Source organism: Merdimmobilis hominis, assembly GCF_016901855.1.
Classification (GTDB): domain Bacteria; phylum Bacillota; class Clostridia; order Oscillospirales; family Ruminococcaceae; genus Paludihabitans.
In genome coordinates this window covers 33,328-49,549 of record NZ_JACJKY010000005.1, presented here as the reverse complement: position 1 = coordinate 49,549, position 16,222 = coordinate 33,328, and the positions used below count along the sequence as shown (strand labels likewise).

General features: G+C 50.3%; 15 protein-coding genes and 3 tRNA genes. 9 read left to right on the top strand and 9 right to left on the bottom strand.

Translation table 11 applies throughout. The features are described 5' to 3' along the window. Window positions 1-30: 30 nt before the first annotated feature. From nifJ to H6A12_RS04225, 4 genes are all read right to left on the bottom strand, one after another. Window positions 31-3,555 (bottom strand): pyruvate:ferredoxin (flavodoxin) oxidoreductase, encoded by a 3,525-nt coding sequence (gene nifJ, locus H6A12_RS04240; RefSeq protein ID WP_204445132.1) that lies wholly within the window; start codon window positions 3,553-3,555, stop codon window positions 31-33. 210 nt (window positions 3,556-3,765) lie between these two features. After that, entirely contained in the window at window positions 3,766-4,053 is a 288-nt protein-coding gene (locus H6A12_RS04235; RefSeq protein WP_204445126.1) for a hypothetical protein, read from the bottom strand. Window positions 4,054-4,071: 18 nt separating this feature from the next. Further along, complete coding sequence (locus H6A12_RS04230; protein WP_204445121.1) at window positions 4,072-4,455, bottom strand: hypothetical protein; 384 nt, start codon at window positions 4,453-4,455, stop codon at window positions 4,072-4,074. Continuing rightward, window positions 4,439-4,699, bottom strand: coding sequence for a hypothetical protein (locus H6A12_RS04225; protein WP_204445114.1), 261 nt, complete (start codon window positions 4,697-4,699; stop codon window positions 4,439-4,441). The genes H6A12_RS04230 and H6A12_RS04225 overlap by 17 nt, the downstream gene beginning before the upstream one ends. A 250-nt stretch (window positions 4,700-4,949) precedes the next feature. Here H6A12_RS04225 and H6A12_RS04220 point away from each other — a divergent pair. The 3 genes from H6A12_RS04220 to H6A12_RS04210 all read left to right on the top strand — a co-directional run bounded on the left by H6A12_RS04220 (window position 4,950) and on the right by H6A12_RS04210 (window position 5,262). After that, a tRNA-Met gene (locus H6A12_RS04220) sits at window positions 4,950-5,026 on the top strand. Window positions 5,027-5,032: 6 nt separating this feature from the next. Further along, window positions 5,033-5,107, top strand: a tRNA-Glu gene (locus tag H6A12_RS04215). A gap of 80 nt (window positions 5,108-5,187) precedes the next feature. Next, window positions 5,188-5,262 (top strand) — tRNA-Glu (locus tag H6A12_RS04210). A gap of 120 nt (window positions 5,263-5,382) precedes the next feature. Here the strand turns inward: H6A12_RS04210 and H6A12_RS04205 are convergent. Together H6A12_RS04205 and H6A12_RS04200 are read right to left on the bottom strand one after the other, a co-directional pair. Further along, window positions 5,383-6,099, bottom strand: coding sequence for a DNA alkylation repair protein (locus H6A12_RS04205; RefSeq protein ID WP_204445109.1), 717 nt, complete (start codon window positions 6,097-6,099; stop codon window positions 5,383-5,385). Continuing rightward, complete coding sequence (locus H6A12_RS04200) at window positions 6,096-6,950, bottom strand: deoxyribonuclease IV (protein ID WP_204445107.1); 855 nt, start codon at window positions 6,948-6,950, stop codon at window positions 6,096-6,098. Before H6A12_RS04200 ends, H6A12_RS04205 begins: the two co-directional genes overlap by 4 nt. Window positions 6,951-7,120: 170 nt before the next feature. Between H6A12_RS04200 and H6A12_RS04195 the strand changes: the two genes are divergently transcribed. From H6A12_RS04195 to H6A12_RS04170, 6 genes are read left to right on the top strand one after another with little or no spacing between them, the layout of a single operon-like run. Next, window positions 7,121-7,990, top strand: a complete 870-nt coding sequence (locus tag H6A12_RS04195) for a sugar phosphate isomerase/epimerase family protein (protein WP_204445105.1) — start codon at window positions 7,121-7,123, stop codon at window positions 7,988-7,990. Window positions 7,991-8,007: 17 nt separating this feature from the next. Beyond that, window positions 8,008-8,445: an acyl-CoA thioesterase gene (locus H6A12_RS04190; RefSeq protein WP_204445100.1), complete on the top strand. Its 438-nt coding sequence runs from the start codon at window positions 8,008-8,010 to the stop codon at window positions 8,443-8,445. A 22-nt stretch (window positions 8,446-8,467) separates the two neighbouring features. After that, window positions 8,468-9,391, top strand: coding sequence for an aldo/keto reductase (locus H6A12_RS04185; protein ID WP_204445096.1), 924 nt, complete (start codon window positions 8,468-8,470; stop codon window positions 9,389-9,391). A 17-nt stretch (window positions 9,392-9,408) separates the two neighbouring features. Beyond that, window positions 9,409-10,026: a cyclodeaminase/cyclohydrolase family protein gene (locus H6A12_RS04180; RefSeq protein WP_204445093.1), complete on the top strand. Its 618-nt coding sequence runs from the start codon at window positions 9,409-9,411 to the stop codon at window positions 10,024-10,026. Next, a complete protein-coding gene (locus H6A12_RS04175) occupies window positions 10,023-10,868 on the top strand; it encodes a bifunctional 5,10-methylenetetrahydrofolate dehydrogenase/5,10-methenyltetrahydrofolate cyclohydrolase (RefSeq protein ID WP_204445090.1) in 846 nt (281 codons plus the stop codon). Before H6A12_RS04180 ends, H6A12_RS04175 begins: the two co-directional genes overlap by 4 nt. A gap of 11 nt (window positions 10,869-10,879) precedes the next feature. After that, on the top strand, window positions 10,880-11,755 hold the full coding sequence (locus H6A12_RS04170) for a M15 family metallopeptidase (protein ID WP_204445088.1): 876 nt from the start codon (window positions 10,880-10,882) through the stop codon (window positions 11,753-11,755). Window positions 11,756-11,832: 77 nt separating this feature from the next. Here H6A12_RS04170 and H6A12_RS04165 read toward each other — a convergent pair whose 3' ends face one another. Genes H6A12_RS04165 through H6A12_RS04155 form a run of 3 tightly spaced genes read right to left on the bottom strand, consistent with a single transcriptional unit; the run spans window position 11,833 to window position 16,169 of the window. Beyond that, a complete protein-coding gene (locus tag H6A12_RS04165; RefSeq protein ID WP_204445085.1) occupies window positions 11,833-13,260 on the bottom strand; it encodes a SipW-dependent-type signal peptide-containing protein in 1,428 nt (475 codons plus the stop codon). A gap of 43 nt (window positions 13,261-13,303) precedes the next feature. Further along, window positions 13,304-14,572, bottom strand: coding sequence for a TasA family protein (locus H6A12_RS04160; protein WP_204445083.1), 1,269 nt, complete (start codon window positions 14,570-14,572; stop codon window positions 13,304-13,306). A 37-nt stretch (window positions 14,573-14,609) separates the two neighbouring features. Further along, window positions 14,610-16,169 (bottom strand): right-handed parallel beta-helix repeat-containing protein, encoded by a 1,560-nt coding sequence (locus H6A12_RS04155; protein ID WP_204445080.1) that lies wholly within the window; start codon window positions 16,167-16,169, stop codon window positions 14,610-14,612. Between the last annotated feature and the right edge of the window lie 53 nt (window positions 16,170-16,222).

The window sequence follows — 16,222 nt, the reverse complement described above, 5'->3', positions numbered from 1 at the left end:
GTGCTTTTTCTTTTTGAATCGGAATACGAATTACTCGCCTTTTGCTCTTTCGACCAGTTTTGCGTATTTCTCTTTTGCGTTCTCTTCTGCTTTTGCAAACAGTTCCTCAGCTCTTGCCGGGTTCGAACGTGCCAGCGAGTTATAACGAACCTCACCCATGATGAAGTCTTTATAGCTTGCTTTCGGCTCTTTGGAATCGAGGGTGAACGGGTTCTTGCCCTCTTTTGCCAGACGCGGATCGTAACGGAAGCAATGCCAGTAGCCAGCCTCGACTGCTTTCTTCTCTTCAGTCTGAGCAGTTGCCATACCGGTCTTGATACCGTGGTTGATACACGGAGCGTAGCAGATCACGAGCGACGGACCATGGTAGCTCTCTGCTTCCACAAATGCTTTGATGGTCTGGTTGTAGTCAGCACCCATTGCGCACTGTGCAACGTAGATGTAGCCGTAGCTCATTGCGATTGCAGCCAGGTCTTTTTTCTTCACCTCTTTACCAGCAGCAGCGAATTGAGCGATTGCGCCGGTCGGAGTGGATTTGGAAGCCTGTCCGCCTGTGTTCGAATAAACCTCGGTGTCGAATACGAGGATGTTCACATCTTCGCCGGAAGCGAGAACGTGGTCAACGCCGCCGAAGCCGATGTCATATGCCCATCCGTCGCCGCCGAAGATCCAGACAGATTTTTTCGCAAGGTAATCTTTGCTTTTGAGAATCTCTTTGGATTCGTCGCAGCCGCAAGCCTCGAGCATGGAAATCAGTGCGTCGGTTGCTTTACGGTTCTCGTTGCCGCAGTTCAAGGTGTTTAAGTAGTTATCGATGATCTCTTTCTTCTCGCCTTCCACTTTTTCGCCGAGTGCTTCGATTTTCTTCACGAGTTTTGTGCGGATGGTGTTCTGAGCCAGGTACATGCCGTAGCCGTACTCTGCGTTATCCTCAAACAGGGAGTTTGCCCAAGCCGGACCGAAGCCTGCACGGTTTACGGTGTACGGAGTGGACGGAGCCGAACCGCCCCAGATGGACGAACAGCCGGTTGCGTTTGCGATGTACATTCTGTCGCCGAACAGCTGGGTAACCAGTTTTGCATACGGAGTCTCGCCGCAGCCTGCGCATGCGCCGGAGAACTCGAGCAGCGGCTGTTTGAACTGGCTGCCTTTCACGGTGGTCGGTTTGAATTTCTCAAGGAGTTCCGGTTTCTCGGAAACGGTCAGGCCGTAGTTGAAGCCAGCCTGTTTCTCAACCATCTGGTCAAGCGGAGTCATAACAAGTGCTTTGTTGCCTTTTTTGCCCGGGCAAACGTTTGCACAAGAGCCGCATCCGGTACAGTCAAGAGCAGAAACAGTCATAACGAAGTTCATGCCAGCAACACCGGTCATCGGTGCAGACAGTGTGCCTTCCGGAGCGTTTTTGAGCTCTTCGTCGGTCATTGCAACCGGACGGATGACTGCGTGCGGGCAGACATACGAGCAGAAGTTACACTGGATACAATTCTCCGGATTCCAGTTCGGAACGTCGATTGCGATGCCGCGTTTCTCATAAGCAGAGGAACCGAGCGGCAACACACCGTTTACATAATCGGTGAATGCAGAAACCGGAAGTTTGCTGCCTTCGAAGGAGTTGATCGGGTTCTGGATGGAGTTTACGTATTTGAGCACGTCCTCACGGCCGCCCTCAGCTTTAACCGACAGATCGGTGTCAGCAGCATTTGCCCAAGAAGCCGGATATTCAACTTTCACAACGTCCTGTGCACCGCGATCGATTGCGTCGTGGTTCATTTTAACGATGTGCTCGCCTTTTTTGCCGTAGGAAGCGGTTGCAGCGTCTTTCATGTATTTGACTGCATCCTCAGCCGGGATGATGTTTGCAAGTTTGAAGAATGCAGACTGGAGGATGGTGTTGATTCTGCCGCCCAGACCGATTTCTTTTGCAATTTTCACGCCGTCGATGGTGTAGAAGTTTACTTTCTTCTCTGCGATTGCACGTTTCATCTGGCCCGGGAGTTTCTCTTCGAGCTCGTCGAGTGTCCAGCCGCAGTTCAACAGGAATGTGCCGCCCTCATTCAGGTCAGAGATCATGTCGTATTTGTGGACATACGACGGGTTATGACATGCAACAAAGTCTGCTTTGTTGATGAGGTAGGTCGATTTGATCGCCGGGTTGCCGAAACGCAGGTGGGAAACGGTCAAGCCACCCGATTTCTTCGAGTCATAGTCGAAGTAAGCCTGTACGTTCATATCGGTGTGGTCGCCGATGATCTTGATGGAGTTTTTGTTTGCACCGACTGTACCGTCTGCGCCCAATCCCCAGAATTTGCAGCTTGTGATGCCAGCCGGGGTGGTGTTCGGGTTCTCTTTGACTTCGAGGGACAGGTTTGTCACGTCGTCAACGATGCCGATGGTGAAACGTTTTTTCTCGGTATTTTTGTAAACCGCGATGATGTCAGCCGGGGTGGTATCTTTCGAACCCAAGCCGTAACGGCCTGCATAAACCGGAACGCGGTCAAATTTTGTATCTTTGAGTGCTGCAACAACATCGAGGTACAGCGGTTCGCCCTGGGAGCCCGGCTCTTTGGTACGATCGAGTACTGTGATCTGTTTTACAGTCTCCGGAATTGCTGCAACCAGTTTGTCTGCGCAGAACGGACGATACAGACGAACTTTTACAAGGCCGTATTTGCCGCCGTTTGCGTTCAAGTAGTCAATGGTCTCCTCGATGGTGTCGAGAACAGAGCCCATTGCAACGATTACGTGCTCTGCATCAGCAGCGCCGTAGTAGTTGAACAGCTGATAGTTTGTGCCGATTTTCTCGTTGACTTTTGCCATGTATTTCTCAACGACAGCCGGAACATTTTCATAATAGGTGTTGCAAGCCTCACGAGCCTGGAAGAAGATATCCGGGTTCTGTGCGGTACCGCGCAGCGTCGGATGCTCCGGGTTCATTGCACGGCTTCTGAATTCGTCGATTGCTTCCCAGTTGACCATGTCAGCGAGGTCAGCATTGTCCCAGCAAGCAACTTTCTGCAGCTCGTGAGAAGTACGGAAACCGTCGAAGAAGTGAATGAACGGAACGCGGCCTTCGATTGCGGACATGTGTGCAACAGCGCCCAAATCCATAGCCTCCTGCGGAGAAGTGGAAGCGAGCATTGCAAAGCCGGTCTGACGGCATGCGTATACGTCGGAGTGGTCACCGAAGATGGACAGTGCGTGGGAAGCCAGTGCACGTGCAGAAACGTTGATAACGCACGGCAGAAGCTCGCCTGCGATTTTGTACATATTCGGAATCATGAGCAGAAGACCCTGCGAAGCGGTGTATGTGGTTGTCAGTGCGCCGGCAGACAGCGAGCCGTGAACCGCACCTGCAGCACCGGCCTCGGACTGCATTTCAACAACGCGGACTTTTTCACCGAAGATGTTGAGTTTTCCTTCGGTAGCCCATTTGTCGGTTACTTCCGCCATGGTGGACGACGGTGTGATCGGGTAGATCGCAGCAACGTCGGTAAAGGCATACGAAGCATAAGCGGCAGCGTTGTTGCCGTCCATGGTTTTCATTTTTCTTGCCATTTGTTTTTCCTCCTTGAAGTTTTGACCGCAAAAACGGCCGTGCGAAACCTGTGCGCAAATGCGCAAAAATGTCCCGCACACTTACCATCATAATAGCACGTTTGGCGTGTAATGTAAAGGATTTTTCCGGTTTACACGCCAAAAAGAACGCAAAAAAATCCGCTTGACTGAGCAAAATGTCAATCAAACGGATTTTTCCTGTTGATTCCACTACAAAAGCAGGTAAAAAAGCGCCAAAATCAGCTTCGCATCCGCCTTTTCGCGGATGAGCAAAAACAAAACCGCCAAAATCAAAAGCGACTCCGAATCGGAAAACAATGTGTCCAAAAGTCCGGATACTGCCTCATCTGACTGCTGCTCGGGCGACGGTTTTTCTTTTTGTGCCGGTGCCGGCTGCTGCTGCACGCGTGTCTGGCTTAATTTGCGCATTTGGGCAACACGGCGCACCGCATCCTTTTGCATTGCAAGAATTTCCTCGCTTGTATATTCACGCGCCATGCTGTCCCACCTTTCCGCTTAAAGCTCAAACTCCGACAAAATCCCGCTTTGCCGCAGCATGGGCAGCATCGAAAACAGCCGCAGCATCTTGACTGCACGGTCGACCTTTGACTGTCTTCGCTCACTGAAATGCGGCTTTAATGCGAGCAGAAGCTGTGTGTTTTTGTCGTTTGTGTTCATGTTTTTCATCATCTGGCTGATATTCGCGATCATGTTTACGTCAATCGCCGGGGCAGATTCGCTTGTTTGCAGATTCTCTTTTGCAGGCGGCTGCATGAGCGACGAAAGATCGCCCCCGCCCGAATCTCCGCTGCCGCCGAGCATCGACGCGACGGCTTGCAGCTGCTTTTGGCCCTCCGGGGAATTTAAAATGGCTTTTAATTGCTCAGCCAAGTCCTCCATTGCTGCCGCCTCCTTGTGAAAACCGGCGCAGAAGCGCTTGTGCCTGCGGCGAAGACAGAATCTGTTTTGCAAGTTCCGGATTGTTTACCGCCTGCGAAAACCGTTTGGCGTCCTCGGGCTTCATTGCGCGAAGCAAATTCGAAAAATCGCCGCTATTCACACTTTGTTTGACCTGATCGGCAGAAACACCCGCCTGTTTGCCCGCCTGTTTAAAAAGTGCGTCCATCATCGGATTTTTTTGCATGGAGATTCTCCTTTTTTGTTTGTTCCGGCAGGAATAAACAGCGCCATACCGGTCAATCCTATTGTATGCATCCATTCAAAAAAAGATGAACAGCACGCTGTTTTGCACAAATATTACAACAAGCGATATCCAAAGCACCTTGTTTTTGGTCATCTGACCAAAGCGAAAAAAATATCAAAAAAGCTGTTGACAAAAGGCGAATTGTCCGATATAATAATGCATGTTCTCTCACGGAGGATACGACACAAACGGCGGTATAGCTCAGTTGGCTAGAGCATGCGGTTCATACCCGCAGTGTCGTTGGTTCGAATCCGACTACCGCTACCATATTATGGCCCGTTGGTCAAGAGGTTAAGACATCGCCCTTTCACGGCGGAATCGCGAGTTCGATTCTCGCACGGGTCACCATCAAAAAAGCGGCAGGGCAATCGTTTTGTCGCTTTTATTTTAAAAACAAGCAGGAAATTTCCTGCTTTGTATATATGAAAGGCCCCATGGTCAAGCGGCTAAGACGACGCCCTCTCACGGCGTAATCGGGAGTTCGATTCTCCCTGGGGTCACCAGATGAAAGATCTGGACGCACAAGCGCCCAGATCTTTTCCTTTTCTGCGGTGCATTTTTTGACCGCAAAACGAACCCCCTAAAAAAGCAGATAAGCGCCGGACATTTGTCCGGCGCTTTGCTTATATTTTTTCTAAACGCACTGCACAGAATTCACTGCGCAGTGCGTTTTTCTGTTCGGGTGAAAGTCGTTTGGAATCGGCGCATTTCTGCACGGCAAACCGCATGGTTTCAAGATCAAACGCACCGGAAAACAAGATTTTGCGTGTATTCGAAAAATCGCGCACACAGCAGGCCGACAGCGCCCACGCCACTGCCATGCGGGCATAATATCCGTCTGTCGAGATGCCGGCGAGCACCGAAAGCGTTTTTGACAGCCATTGTTCCGATACAAAGTGGTCAAGAAGCATCACTGCTGCAAACCGCCGTGCAAATTCTTCGGAAAAAGATGCAAACGTGCACACAAACGAAAAGATTTCCTCTTCATGTTTCTTTGACACCGGAAACGCGGCACAAAAGCTGTCGCACACCGACCAGTTTTCAATCAGCGGGATAAACCGTTTCGTACGGTACAGCCGCTCCTCCAACGTGCAGGGCGAAAATGCAATCAAAAACGCTTGCAGCATCTGTTCTTCAAAGCAGGCGTTTTCTGCATCGAACAGCATGGACAGCACCGCTTCGTGTTCGTTTTGTTTGATAATCGTTTTGGCGAGCGCACGCAGCTTCGGCAGCCGTACACCGAGCAAATCGGTTCCCGGCGGCAAAAGCCGTGCGGAGAATGCACGGTAGCCGTCCTCCGCCATCGCACAAAGCGTGCTTTGCAGTTCTTCGCGTGTCATCCGGCCGGCTCCTCTTCCGCACGGCGACCACGCAGCAGTGCGATCTCCGATGCATAGCCGGGCAGTTCGTTCGGCGTTTCTAAGAAAAACGGCAGATGACAAAGGGATGGATGGTTGATGACGCGCACAAGCGCCTCTGTGCCGATCTGTCCTTCCCCGATTTTTGCATGACGGTCTTTTTTGGCGCCGCACGGATTCAGCGAATCGTTTAAATGAACCGCACGCAGGCGTGAAAGCCCAATGACATGGTCAAATTCTGCGAGCACGCCGTCTAAATCGGAGATGATGTCATAGCCTGCGTCATGCACATGGCAGGTGTCCAAACAGACGCCCAGTTTTTCGCTGTGCTCGACTTTATCAATAATAGCGCGCAGTTCCTCAAACGAGCGGCCGACCTCTGTTCCCTTGCCTGCCATCGTTTCGAGCAAAACGGTGGTGCGCTGCGCAGGATCGATCACCTCATTGAGCATCGATGCAATCCATTCAATACCCTGCTTAGCACCTTGTCCCACATGGCTGCCTGGATGGAAGTTATACAGCGCGCATGGCAGCTGTTCTAAACGCACCAGGTCATCTTTCATCGTCATGCGTGCAAATTCGCGCGTCTGTTCGTCTTTTGATGCGGCATTCAATGTGTACGGCGCATGCGCGAGCAGCGGGCCGAATGTGTGTTCATTCATCAGCGCGGCGCAAGCGGCGATATCCTTTTCATCGAGTGCTTTTGCACGGCTGCCGCGCGGATTGCGGGTGAAAAACTGAAAGGTATTTGCGCCGATCGAAACAGCGTCTTTCGCCGCGGCGGCAAATCCTTTGGAAACCGACAAGTGGCTTCCGATATAAAACGGGGTCATAGCTCCCCCTCCTTTTTGCGGTTTGCTTTTATTGTATCCGACCCAAAGATTTTTTGCAACGGCGCAAAAGAAAAAGATGGTGTGCGCCTTGCATTTATGCTATAATGGCAGTGACTAAACGATTTGTTTCGTTCATTGCTTGCCACTCTTTGATTTGGAGGCGATATCACATGAAAATCGGAACAACGACGGACGTGCTGACTGTAAACGGCGACGAACATGAGGCGATCCGCACAGCGGCAGCTCTTGGCTACACAGCGCTCGACTACACGTATTTTGCGCACGACAAGGACGATTCCGTCTATCTTTCGGACAACTGGGAGGACTATGCACGTTCTCTGCGGAAAACGGCGGACGCGTGCGGCATTTCGTTTTCGCAGATGCATGCACCGATGCCTGCACCCATTGGCGCAGAGCCAAACGAGGAACGCGTGCGCAAACTCACGGAACGCGGCTTTTTTGTCGCGGAGATCTTAGGGGCGAATGTATTTGTCATTCACGCAAGACATACACGCGAAAGTGCCATGGGGATGCCTGACGAAGCCGCGCGCATTGCGGCACTGCGCGAATATGAATCGTACCTGCCGTTTGCAAAGCAGACGGGTGTGAAAATCGGCGTCGAGAACCTGTTTGCGTGCGATCCGTTCACAAAACGGCTGTGCAAATCACACTGCAGTACACCCGAAGAAGTGCTGTGGTTTTTAGAAAAGCTCGGACGCGAACACGCCACCGCTTGCTTAGACACCGGCCACGCCAACATCATAGGCATTTCCTGCGCAGATTTTGTATCATCGCTTCATGATGCGCTCGGCTGTCTGCATGTGCATGATAACCACGCACTGCTTGATGAGCATATTGCACCGTTTGGCGGAACGATTCACTGGGACGAATTTATCGATGCTCTGCGCCGCGTGGGATACAACGGCGCGTTTTCGTATGAGGCGTTCGGCGCATTCAGCAATCAGATGTCGTTTGCCCAGCGCAAAACAACTGCGTCGTATCTGCTTCATACGGCAAACAATCTGCTTTTGAGCGACTGAGCGAAAGGATCTTTTTCATGATTACAGAAACTTCGATTGTGGTGCGCTATGCCGAAACCGATCAGATGGGCATTGCACACCACTCAAACTATGCGGTCTGGTTTGAACAGGCACGCACCGAGTATATCAAAGGGCTCGGCATCTCCTACAGCGAACTCGAAGCACGCGGCGTAATGATGCCGCTCACTTCGCTGTATGCGTCGTATAAACAGCCGGCACATTATGAGGATGTGCTCACCATCCGCACGCGTACTTCATACGCAACGCCGATTCGCATCCGGCTGGAATACGAGGTATTCCGCGGGGATACACTGCTTTCTGTGGGCTATACGGAGCATGCCTTTGTAGACAGCACGACGTTCCGGCCGAAAAACTTAAAAAAATATCAGCCGGAATTATACACATCCCTTACAAACGCAATCGAACCGCCGATTAGCGCGCTTGAACAAAAATAAACACCGAAAGAAGGAAACGACAATGAAGTATTTTACACTTGGCGCAACAAAACTCACCGTATCAAACATTGCAATGGGATGCATGCGCATCGTCGGCCGTACACAGCCGGAAGTTGATCATCTTGTAAAAACTGCGATGGAGGAAGGGGTTAACTTCTTCGATCACGCAGATATCTACGGCGGCGACCACGCATGCGAGCGGTATTTCGCAGAATCGATCGGCATGAACCCTTCCCTGCGCGAAAAAATGATCATCCAGACAAAATGCGGCATCCGTCCGTTCGGCTATGATTTTTCAAAAGAACATATTCTGCGTCAGGTCGACGACAGCTTAAAAGCGCTCAACACCGATTATATCGACGTTCTGCTTCTGCACCGTCCGGACGCACTGATGGAGCCGAACGAAGTGGCAGAGGCATTCTCCAAACTGCGCGAGAGCGGAAAAGTCCGTCATTTCGGCGTGTCGAACCACAATCCTTATCAGATGGAACTGCTCGCACGCGCACTGCCGATGCCGATCTGTGTCGACCAGATGCAGTTAGGTATTGCACACACCCCGATGATTGACCACGGCATGGCAGTCAACATGGCAATCGACCAGAGCATCAACCGTGACGGCGGTGTCATCGACTACTGCCGCTTAAAGAACATCACCATCCAGGCATGGTCGCCGTTCCAGAAGGGATTCTTTGAAGGCCCGGTCATCGGCGACACCGACAAATACAAAGCACTCAACGAGGAGATGGACCGCCTTGCAAAACAGTACGATGTGACAAGCACTGCAATCGCTGTTGCATTTTTGACCCGTCATCCGGCGAATATCCAGGTGATTCTCGGCACCACCAGCGAAGCTCATATGAAAGAGAGCATCAAAGGTTCGGATCTGCCGCTTAGCCGTGAGGAATGGTACGGTCTTTACAAAGCCGCTGGCAACATGATCCCGTAACAAAGGAGCGAACACGAATGGACAAACCGATTGATTTGTTTTTAGAAGAGCTTTCGTCGAAAGCGCCCACACCGGGCGGCGGCGGCGCTTCAGCGCTTGTCGGCGCAGTCGGCGCATCGCTTTGCTCGATGGTCGGCAACTTAACCACCGGAAAGAAAAAATATGCCGCATATGAAGATGATATTCAGCGGATTTTAGCCGCTTCCGCTTCCCTGCGCGACCGGCTGTGTGAACTTATCGAAGAAGACGCCAAAGCGTTTGCTCCGCTGGCGGCAGCATACGGTATCCCGAAAGACGCGCCGGGCCGGGAAGAAACACTCGAACAGGCATTAAAAGCCGCAGCCGAGGTTCCGCTTTCGATCATGCGCACCGTCGCAGAGGTGATTGAGCTGACCGGCGAACTGATGGAAAAAGGCTCGACGCTTGCGGTAAGCGACGTGGCAGTTGCAGCAGCGGCATGCCGCGCAGCACTGTCGGGCGCTGTGATGAATGTGTATATCAATACGAAACTGATGAAAGACCGCGCGTTTGCCGACGAGATGAACAAAACGGCAAACGAACTGCTCGAAGCAGGAACACTGCGGTGTGACGCGGTCTTTTTCTCGATTGCAGACAGATTGGGAGGACGGTCATGAACGAACTGCGCGGCATGCCGGTTGTCAAAGCGATGAAAGAAGCGCTTTCACAAACGGTCGAAACACTCAAAACAGCAAACGTTACACCGAAACTCGCTGTGGTGCGGGTCGGTGCGCGCGGAGACGATCTCTCGTATGAACGCGGCATTTTCAAGCGGTTCGAGGGCGTCGGTGCGGCAGTCGAAGTGACAGAGCTTCCGGACGATGTATCGCAGGAAGCACTCGAAGCGGCAGTCACTGCACTCGACCGCGACGAATCGGTTCACGGCATTTTATTGTTCCGTCCGCTTCCGCGTCATTTATCGGAAGCAAGCGTCAAACAGTGCGTTTCACTTGAAAAAGATGTCGACTGCATGCGCGACGAAAACCTGGCACGCGTCTTTTTGGGTGAATGCCCGTATCCGCCGTGCACACCGCAGGCGGTCATGGAGCTTTTGCACCACTATGGCATTGAGCTGACCGGCAAACGCGTCACAATCGTCGGCAGAAGCCTTGTTGTCGGCAAGCCGCTGTCGATGCTCATGTTAAAGGAAAATGCAACCGTGACGATCTGCCACACGCGCACAAAGGACGTAAAAGCCGAGTGTCAGCGCGCAGACATCGTGGTAGCATGCGCAGGCGTCGCAAAGCTGTTGGACCATACGTTCTTCCATGACGGTCAGGTGATCGTGGACGTTGGCATCCACAGCACGGACGAGGGCCTTTGCGGCGATGTCGATTTGTCCGGATGCGACACGCTCGACATTGAGGCAACCCCTGTTCCGGGCGGTGTCGGCACCGTGACGACCTCCGTGCTGTTAAAGCACGTTATCGAACAAGCACAGCGTACAATCAACACATAAAGGAGAATTGAATGAAGCGAAAAAGATACCGGTGGGGGCGCATCATTGCGGCAATATTGATCGTACTTCTGCTTTGCACCGGCATTGTGATAGGCATTCGAAGTCTGTTTCGTCCCTACGAAAAGCCACCGCTGTCATCTTCGTCAGTGATACAGGAGTCTTCGGAAGAGTCGATTGATGTGTCTTCGCAAGAATCGTCTGAAATTTCAGACGAGGAAGCAAGCCTCGTGGAATCTTCGGAAACAGTATCTTCAAGCAAGCCGGCATCGTCAAATTCGTCCACATCAGCACAGTCCGCAGGGCTTGCGGGCGGTACTTCCGCTTCAGACTGGAATCTGATTTTAGTCAGCGCAAAACACCCGCTTCCCGATGATTTTTCCGTATCGCTTGCTTCGATCGGAAACGGATATCAGGGAGATGAGCGCGTCGTCTCATCGCTTAACGCCATGATCAAAGGCGCAAAACAGGACGGTATTACACTGACGGTCTGTTCGGCATACCGCACGAAAGAACGGTCTGCATATCTTTATCAAAATCAGATAAACCAATGGTTGGCAAAAGGCTATTCACAGGAAGAAGCCGAAAAGGAAGCTGCAAGATGGGTTGCACCGCCCGGCACGAGCGAACACCACACCGGCTTGGCATTTGACATTGTCACACCGTCGTATCAGCAGCTCAATCACGGCTTTGCGAACACTGCCGCTGCAAAATGGATGAAGACGCATGCGCACGAGTACGGCTTCATTCTGCGGTTTCCTAAGGACAAGCAGGACATCACCGGCATCACTTTTGAGCCGTGGCATTTTCGATATGTAGGCAGGCAAAACGCCGAAATCATTTATGAAAAAGGTATCTGCCTCGAGGAATATATCGATATGATCAGCTGACGGCAGAACGTTCATACACAACAGAAAAAGGCTTGATTCAAACGAATCAAGCCTTTTTTGCTATGGAGTAAAGCGACTTATTTCACGTTGAACACGAAAGATTCAAGCGCATAATCACGCACGCTGATGTTCGATGTGATATCGTCCAAAGAAGTCAGCACCTCACCGTTTTTGACAAATGTACAGTTTTCTGCATTGATCGTGGTGTTGATTGCACGAATCGAGAAGAAATACTGTGCGTTGCCGGTGAGCGAATTTGCTTCGATCCGGCAGTCTTTAAATGTCAATGTGCAGTCGTGCGCACCGTCCGGGTCAGGGTTGTCCGATGCATTATCAAAGACAAATGTTGCAAATCCGTTCCAGCCGTCTGCATTGTACGGCTTATCGTTGTTGCCGATCAATGTGCAGTTTTCAAATGTGAGATTTGCATACGGGGAATGTGTGTTGAGTACTGCCCATCCAGTAATTGTACTGTTGCGGATCACTGCAGTGATTTTGTCATTGCCAAATGCACTGTTTATCGCATAGTAGTTTGCGCCCAGAGAACAGCCGTCCATCACAATGGTTACTTCCTCTGCTGCTTCCCAAACGGAAATACCTCTTGTATATGTACCTGTAGTTGGGCCCGGCATATCAAGATCTTTCAACGTAATCGTAATGGGCTCTGTTGTTTCTGCCACATTAATAACGCGGCTTGCATTAGACGGAATATCGAGCGTATTGCCGTTTCCAACAATGGTTACGTCGCCGGTTACCTCGATCGGAGCATCCAATACAATGTCGTTTTCCAAAGCAACCGGTTTACCCGCAGCAAGCGCTTCTGTCAGCTGCTCTTTTGTCGAAACAGAGATCGGATCATATTCTGCGTCTGCATCGTAATCGCTTGAGCCGAAGCCGTCTTCCTCAACAGCTGCCTGTTTTGCACGGAGAACAACGTCGAATGTGACGTTTGCACCCTGATAATCGTTATCTGCATCCTCTTTCATTTTGATGACGACCGAAAAGTAATTTCCATTGCCAGGTTTCCACACCTGTCCTTTTCGAATAACACCGCCATTGTTGTTCACTAAATTTTCCAGTGTATCGACATACTCAAGTTTTTCCGGGCCATCGTTGGTATAACCGCTTGTATAGACCTCCAGAACATCTGCGATTTTGGCGGTTTTCTCGTCCATTTTCAAATTGACAACTGTGAGTTCCCAATCAAACGCTAATGTTCCTTTATTCATCACACAAAAATCATAGCCATATGAGTATCCCGGTTCCCATTTTTGATTGCCAAACAACGCTGGCGTTTCATCGGTCACGGTCGTATATTCCGCTTTCGGGTCAGATTCTTTTACATCTCTGTACCGAAGCTCTGCATCCAGATTACCCGCCTGGATGACGTTTCCTGTGTTTGTCACACTGTCCGTAAACCATGCGAATGTTGTGCCCAAAAGCATCAAGGCACAAAGCATGAGTGAAACAGCGCTCAGCCAAAGGCTTTTTTTCGTTGCTTTCATAACGTTCCCTCCGTTTTTTATTATTAAAAACAAGAATACAGGTTTATTCCGGCACCACTGTATACCAGACATCGCCGCTTTCCTGTTTTTCAGAGACTACTGTATATCCCTCTGCCACAAAGTTTGCAGCCGGATTTTCAGTTTTGCTGTTGGACGGATCAAAGTTGACAAATGTACCGCCGTACACTTTAATGGACGCGTTTGTATTGTCAACCAGATTCAGAAGCCAATATGTTCCGTGCCAATCCGTCAGCGCCTCAAAATGACCGCCGTAGATTTCAACTTGTGCGTTTTTATCAGCCTGTACACAAGTCAAACCAGCGATAAATGTACCGTCTTTAATGATCACTTTAGAATTGTCTGATGCACTGATAAGATAACCAATCTCAGATTCCCAGTCCTGATTGAGTTTACCGGTTCCCTGAATGGTGAGCTGCGCGTTTCCGCATAAATTCACAATACCGTCTTTCGTAACGGTGACTGTTTTTCCGCTCTCCAAATTGAGCACAGACTGGGTATCTGAAGCGATTGTTGCATCTTCATCCCAGATCAAATCCTCTGTCACAGATACAAATCCACCGTTTTGCAGACCGCTGACCAGATTTTTGCCGCTTACTGTCGGAAATACAGCATCTGCGTCATAATTGCTCGAGCCGAAGCCGTCTTCCTCAACAGCTGCCTGTTTTGCTTTGACCGTGAAGTTCAAGTCAACGGTGCCGTTCATATACGTATTGTCCGCAGAAGTATACATGCCATATTCGATCAAATAAAATGCATATCTGTTCTGATCTGCTTGCGGATAAAGTGTCAACTCGAGCGACGGATCACTTGTTTCAATGTTTTTGAGCGTTGTAACGCCATCCGCCTCAGATGCCGGACGGCTGTCTGCAAATCCGAGCATCTCTTTGAGTGCACTGCCCTGCGCACCGGTGGACGACTGCAATGTCTGCACGCGGTACCACAATGCATCTGCCATATTGTTTGTCTGACTAGCAATTTCGAAATCAACATTGATTTTTGCCGTTAAAGAACCTTCATTTTTTACTTTGAGGAACACAGCGCCATACTGTCCCGGTTCCCATTTGGTTTCCGTAAACAACGGCTCTGTTGTTTTGATGTAGTCGCCGCCTACCCATTCGCCGTTTACAAGCCGATACCCCTGTACTGTGATATCGAGATTTCCTGCTTCGATTGTATTACCGTTGTTTGTGACACTGTCCGTAAACCACGCGAATGTAGTGCCCAGAAGCATTGCAACACAAAGCATCATCGAAACAGCGCTCAGCCAGATGTGTTTTTTACTTGTTCTCATCTGATTTACCTCCTGTTTCTCTTATTGCGTTATATGATTATTTTCCATAAGAGTTAAAGTTGTCAACCAGTTTGCCGTCGATTGTCACAGACGCGCCGTCTGCCAACTTATAAACGAAATAATAGCCGTTCGGTTCGCCGGTTGCCTCTTGACTGTAGAATTTGCAGTTTGTCACAGTCACTGTGCCGGTTGCCAAATCATTGACACCGTTGCCGGTCACTGCAAGTGCATACCCCTCTGTGCATCCGCCGTTATTGTTCGATCCGGAGCCGGTTACAGCCGATGTGCCGATCAGTGTGGAATCTGTGATTGTTGCATTTGTATGTTTCATCTCAACCGCTGTCGGGCCGTAAATGGTAGAGCCTTCAATCGTGAGTGTCTGTTTCTCTCTGCCGGCAGAGTTTGAAATATATACGCCGCCCGAAAGAATCTTGGTGTTGCGGAGGGTGATATTTGCCGGTGCATAGCTGCCGTTGTGATAGACCGCACAATAAGCAGTCGAGGAAAGTACGCTGTCCTCAACAACAACGGTGATGTTTTTGCCGTGGCTGAAAATGACGCCGTCGCCGCTGTTGACGGTAACGCCTTTTAATGTCATGGAGGAGTTATCTCTCACGGCCAGTCCGTAATACGGATTGGTCATTTCAATCGAACCATTCTGCAGTGTTACATCAGCGCCGTTTATAATATTCACCAGCGTACCTTTGCCCTGCGGATTGTTGTATGTGATTGTGTTTCCGGAAAGATCAATTGTGACGGATTTTTCTGTATCAAATGCGAATACCGTCTCGTCATCGACAGTCAAGTCGTTCGAAAGCGCAATGACATCGCCGTCTTTTGCATCATCGATTGCATCCTGCATTTCTTCCTGCGAAGTAACTGCATATGTAGCATTTGCGTCGTAATCGCTATTGCCAAAGCCGTCTTCCTCAACCGGTGCCTGTTTTGCTTTGACCGTGACGGTCATATTAAACGAGCCTCCCATGTAGTCATTGCCTGCCGAGGTGTACATGCCGTACTCCAGCAGGTAATATGCGTACTGTCCCTGATGATAGTCTGTATACACTCTCTGCGGTTCGGTTGCATCGTCTTCGATTTTGCTCATTGTGATGACACCGTCTGCCTCAGATGCCGGACGGTTCTGCGGATCGACAAAACTGAGCTTGCTTTTCGGAACTGCTGTATTTACATGCGCAGAAATCACACCGTCTTCTGCTCCGATGGGCGTAAGTTTATACCAAAGCGCATCCGCAAGATTTTTTTCATTCTCGGTGATGGAAAAATCAATATCCACGTCAGCCGCAAGGGTTGCACCATAGTTGCTCACTTTAATCACAACTGCGTTGTACTGACCCGGTTCCCATTTGGTCTGTGTGATCAGCGGACTTCTCAGACCATAGTTCGGATAGTCCCATTTTCCTTCTTCTGCATTCCAGGAAAATCCGGTGGCATTGATGTCAAGATTGCCCGCCTGGATGACGTTTCCTGTGTTTGTCACACTGTCCGTAAACCATGCGAATGTTGTGCCCAAAAGCATCACTGCGCACAGCATGAGTGAAACAGCGCTCATGTAAAGATGTTTTTTGGTTGCTTTCATTCTATCTTCTCCTTTGCTATGGAATCAGACGTCGTTTAACCTCCGTCTTTTCC

Coding starts and splice junctions, on each gene's coding strand:
- H6A12_RS04235 (WP_204445126.1), bottom strand. CDS start 4,053: ATGGCGCGTGAATATACAAGCGAGGAAATTCTTGCAATGCAAAAGGAT.
- H6A12_RS04170 (WP_204445088.1), top strand. CDS start 10,880: ATGAAGCGAAAAAGATACCGGTGGGGGCGCATCATTGCGGCAATATTG.
- nifJ (WP_204445132.1), bottom strand. CDS start 3,555: ATGGCAAGAAAAATGAAAACCATGGACGGCAACAACGCTGCCGCTTAT.
- H6A12_RS04185 (WP_204445096.1), top strand. CDS start 8,468: ATGAAGTATTTTACACTTGGCGCAACAAAACTCACCGTATCAAACATT.
- H6A12_RS04190 (WP_204445100.1), top strand. CDS start 8,008: ATGATTACAGAAACTTCGATTGTGGTGCGCTATGCCGAAACCGATCAG.
- H6A12_RS04160 (WP_204445083.1), bottom strand. CDS start 14,572: ATGAGAACAAGTAAAAAACACATCTGGCTGAGCGCTGTTTCGATGATG.
- H6A12_RS04195 (WP_204445105.1), top strand. CDS start 7,121: ATGAAAATCGGAACAACGACGGACGTGCTGACTGTAAACGGCGACGAA.
- H6A12_RS04175 (WP_204445090.1), top strand. CDS start 10,023: ATGAACGAACTGCGCGGCATGCCGGTTGTCAAAGCGATGAAAGAAGCG.
- H6A12_RS04155 (WP_204445080.1), bottom strand. CDS start 16,169: ATGAAAGCAACCAAAAAACATCTTTACATGAGCGCTGTTTCACTCATG.
- H6A12_RS04180 (WP_204445093.1), top strand. CDS start 9,409: ATGGACAAACCGATTGATTTGTTTTTAGAAGAGCTTTCGTCGAAAGCG.
- H6A12_RS04225 (WP_204445114.1), bottom strand. CDS start 4,699: ATGCAAAAAAATCCGATGATGGACGCACTTTTTAAACAGGCGGGCAAA.
- H6A12_RS04230 (WP_204445121.1), bottom strand. CDS start 4,455: ATGGAGGACTTGGCTGAGCAATTAAAAGCCATTTTAAATTCCCCGGAG.
- H6A12_RS04200 (WP_204445107.1), bottom strand. CDS start 6,950: ATGACCCCGTTTTATATCGGAAGCCACTTGTCGGTTTCCAAAGGATTT.
- H6A12_RS04165 (WP_204445085.1), bottom strand. CDS start 13,260: ATGAAAGCAACGAAAAAAAGCCTTTGGCTGAGCGCTGTTTCACTCATG.
- H6A12_RS04205 (WP_204445109.1), bottom strand. CDS start 6,099: ATGACACGCGAAGAACTGCAAAGCACGCTTTGTGCGATGGCGGAGGAC.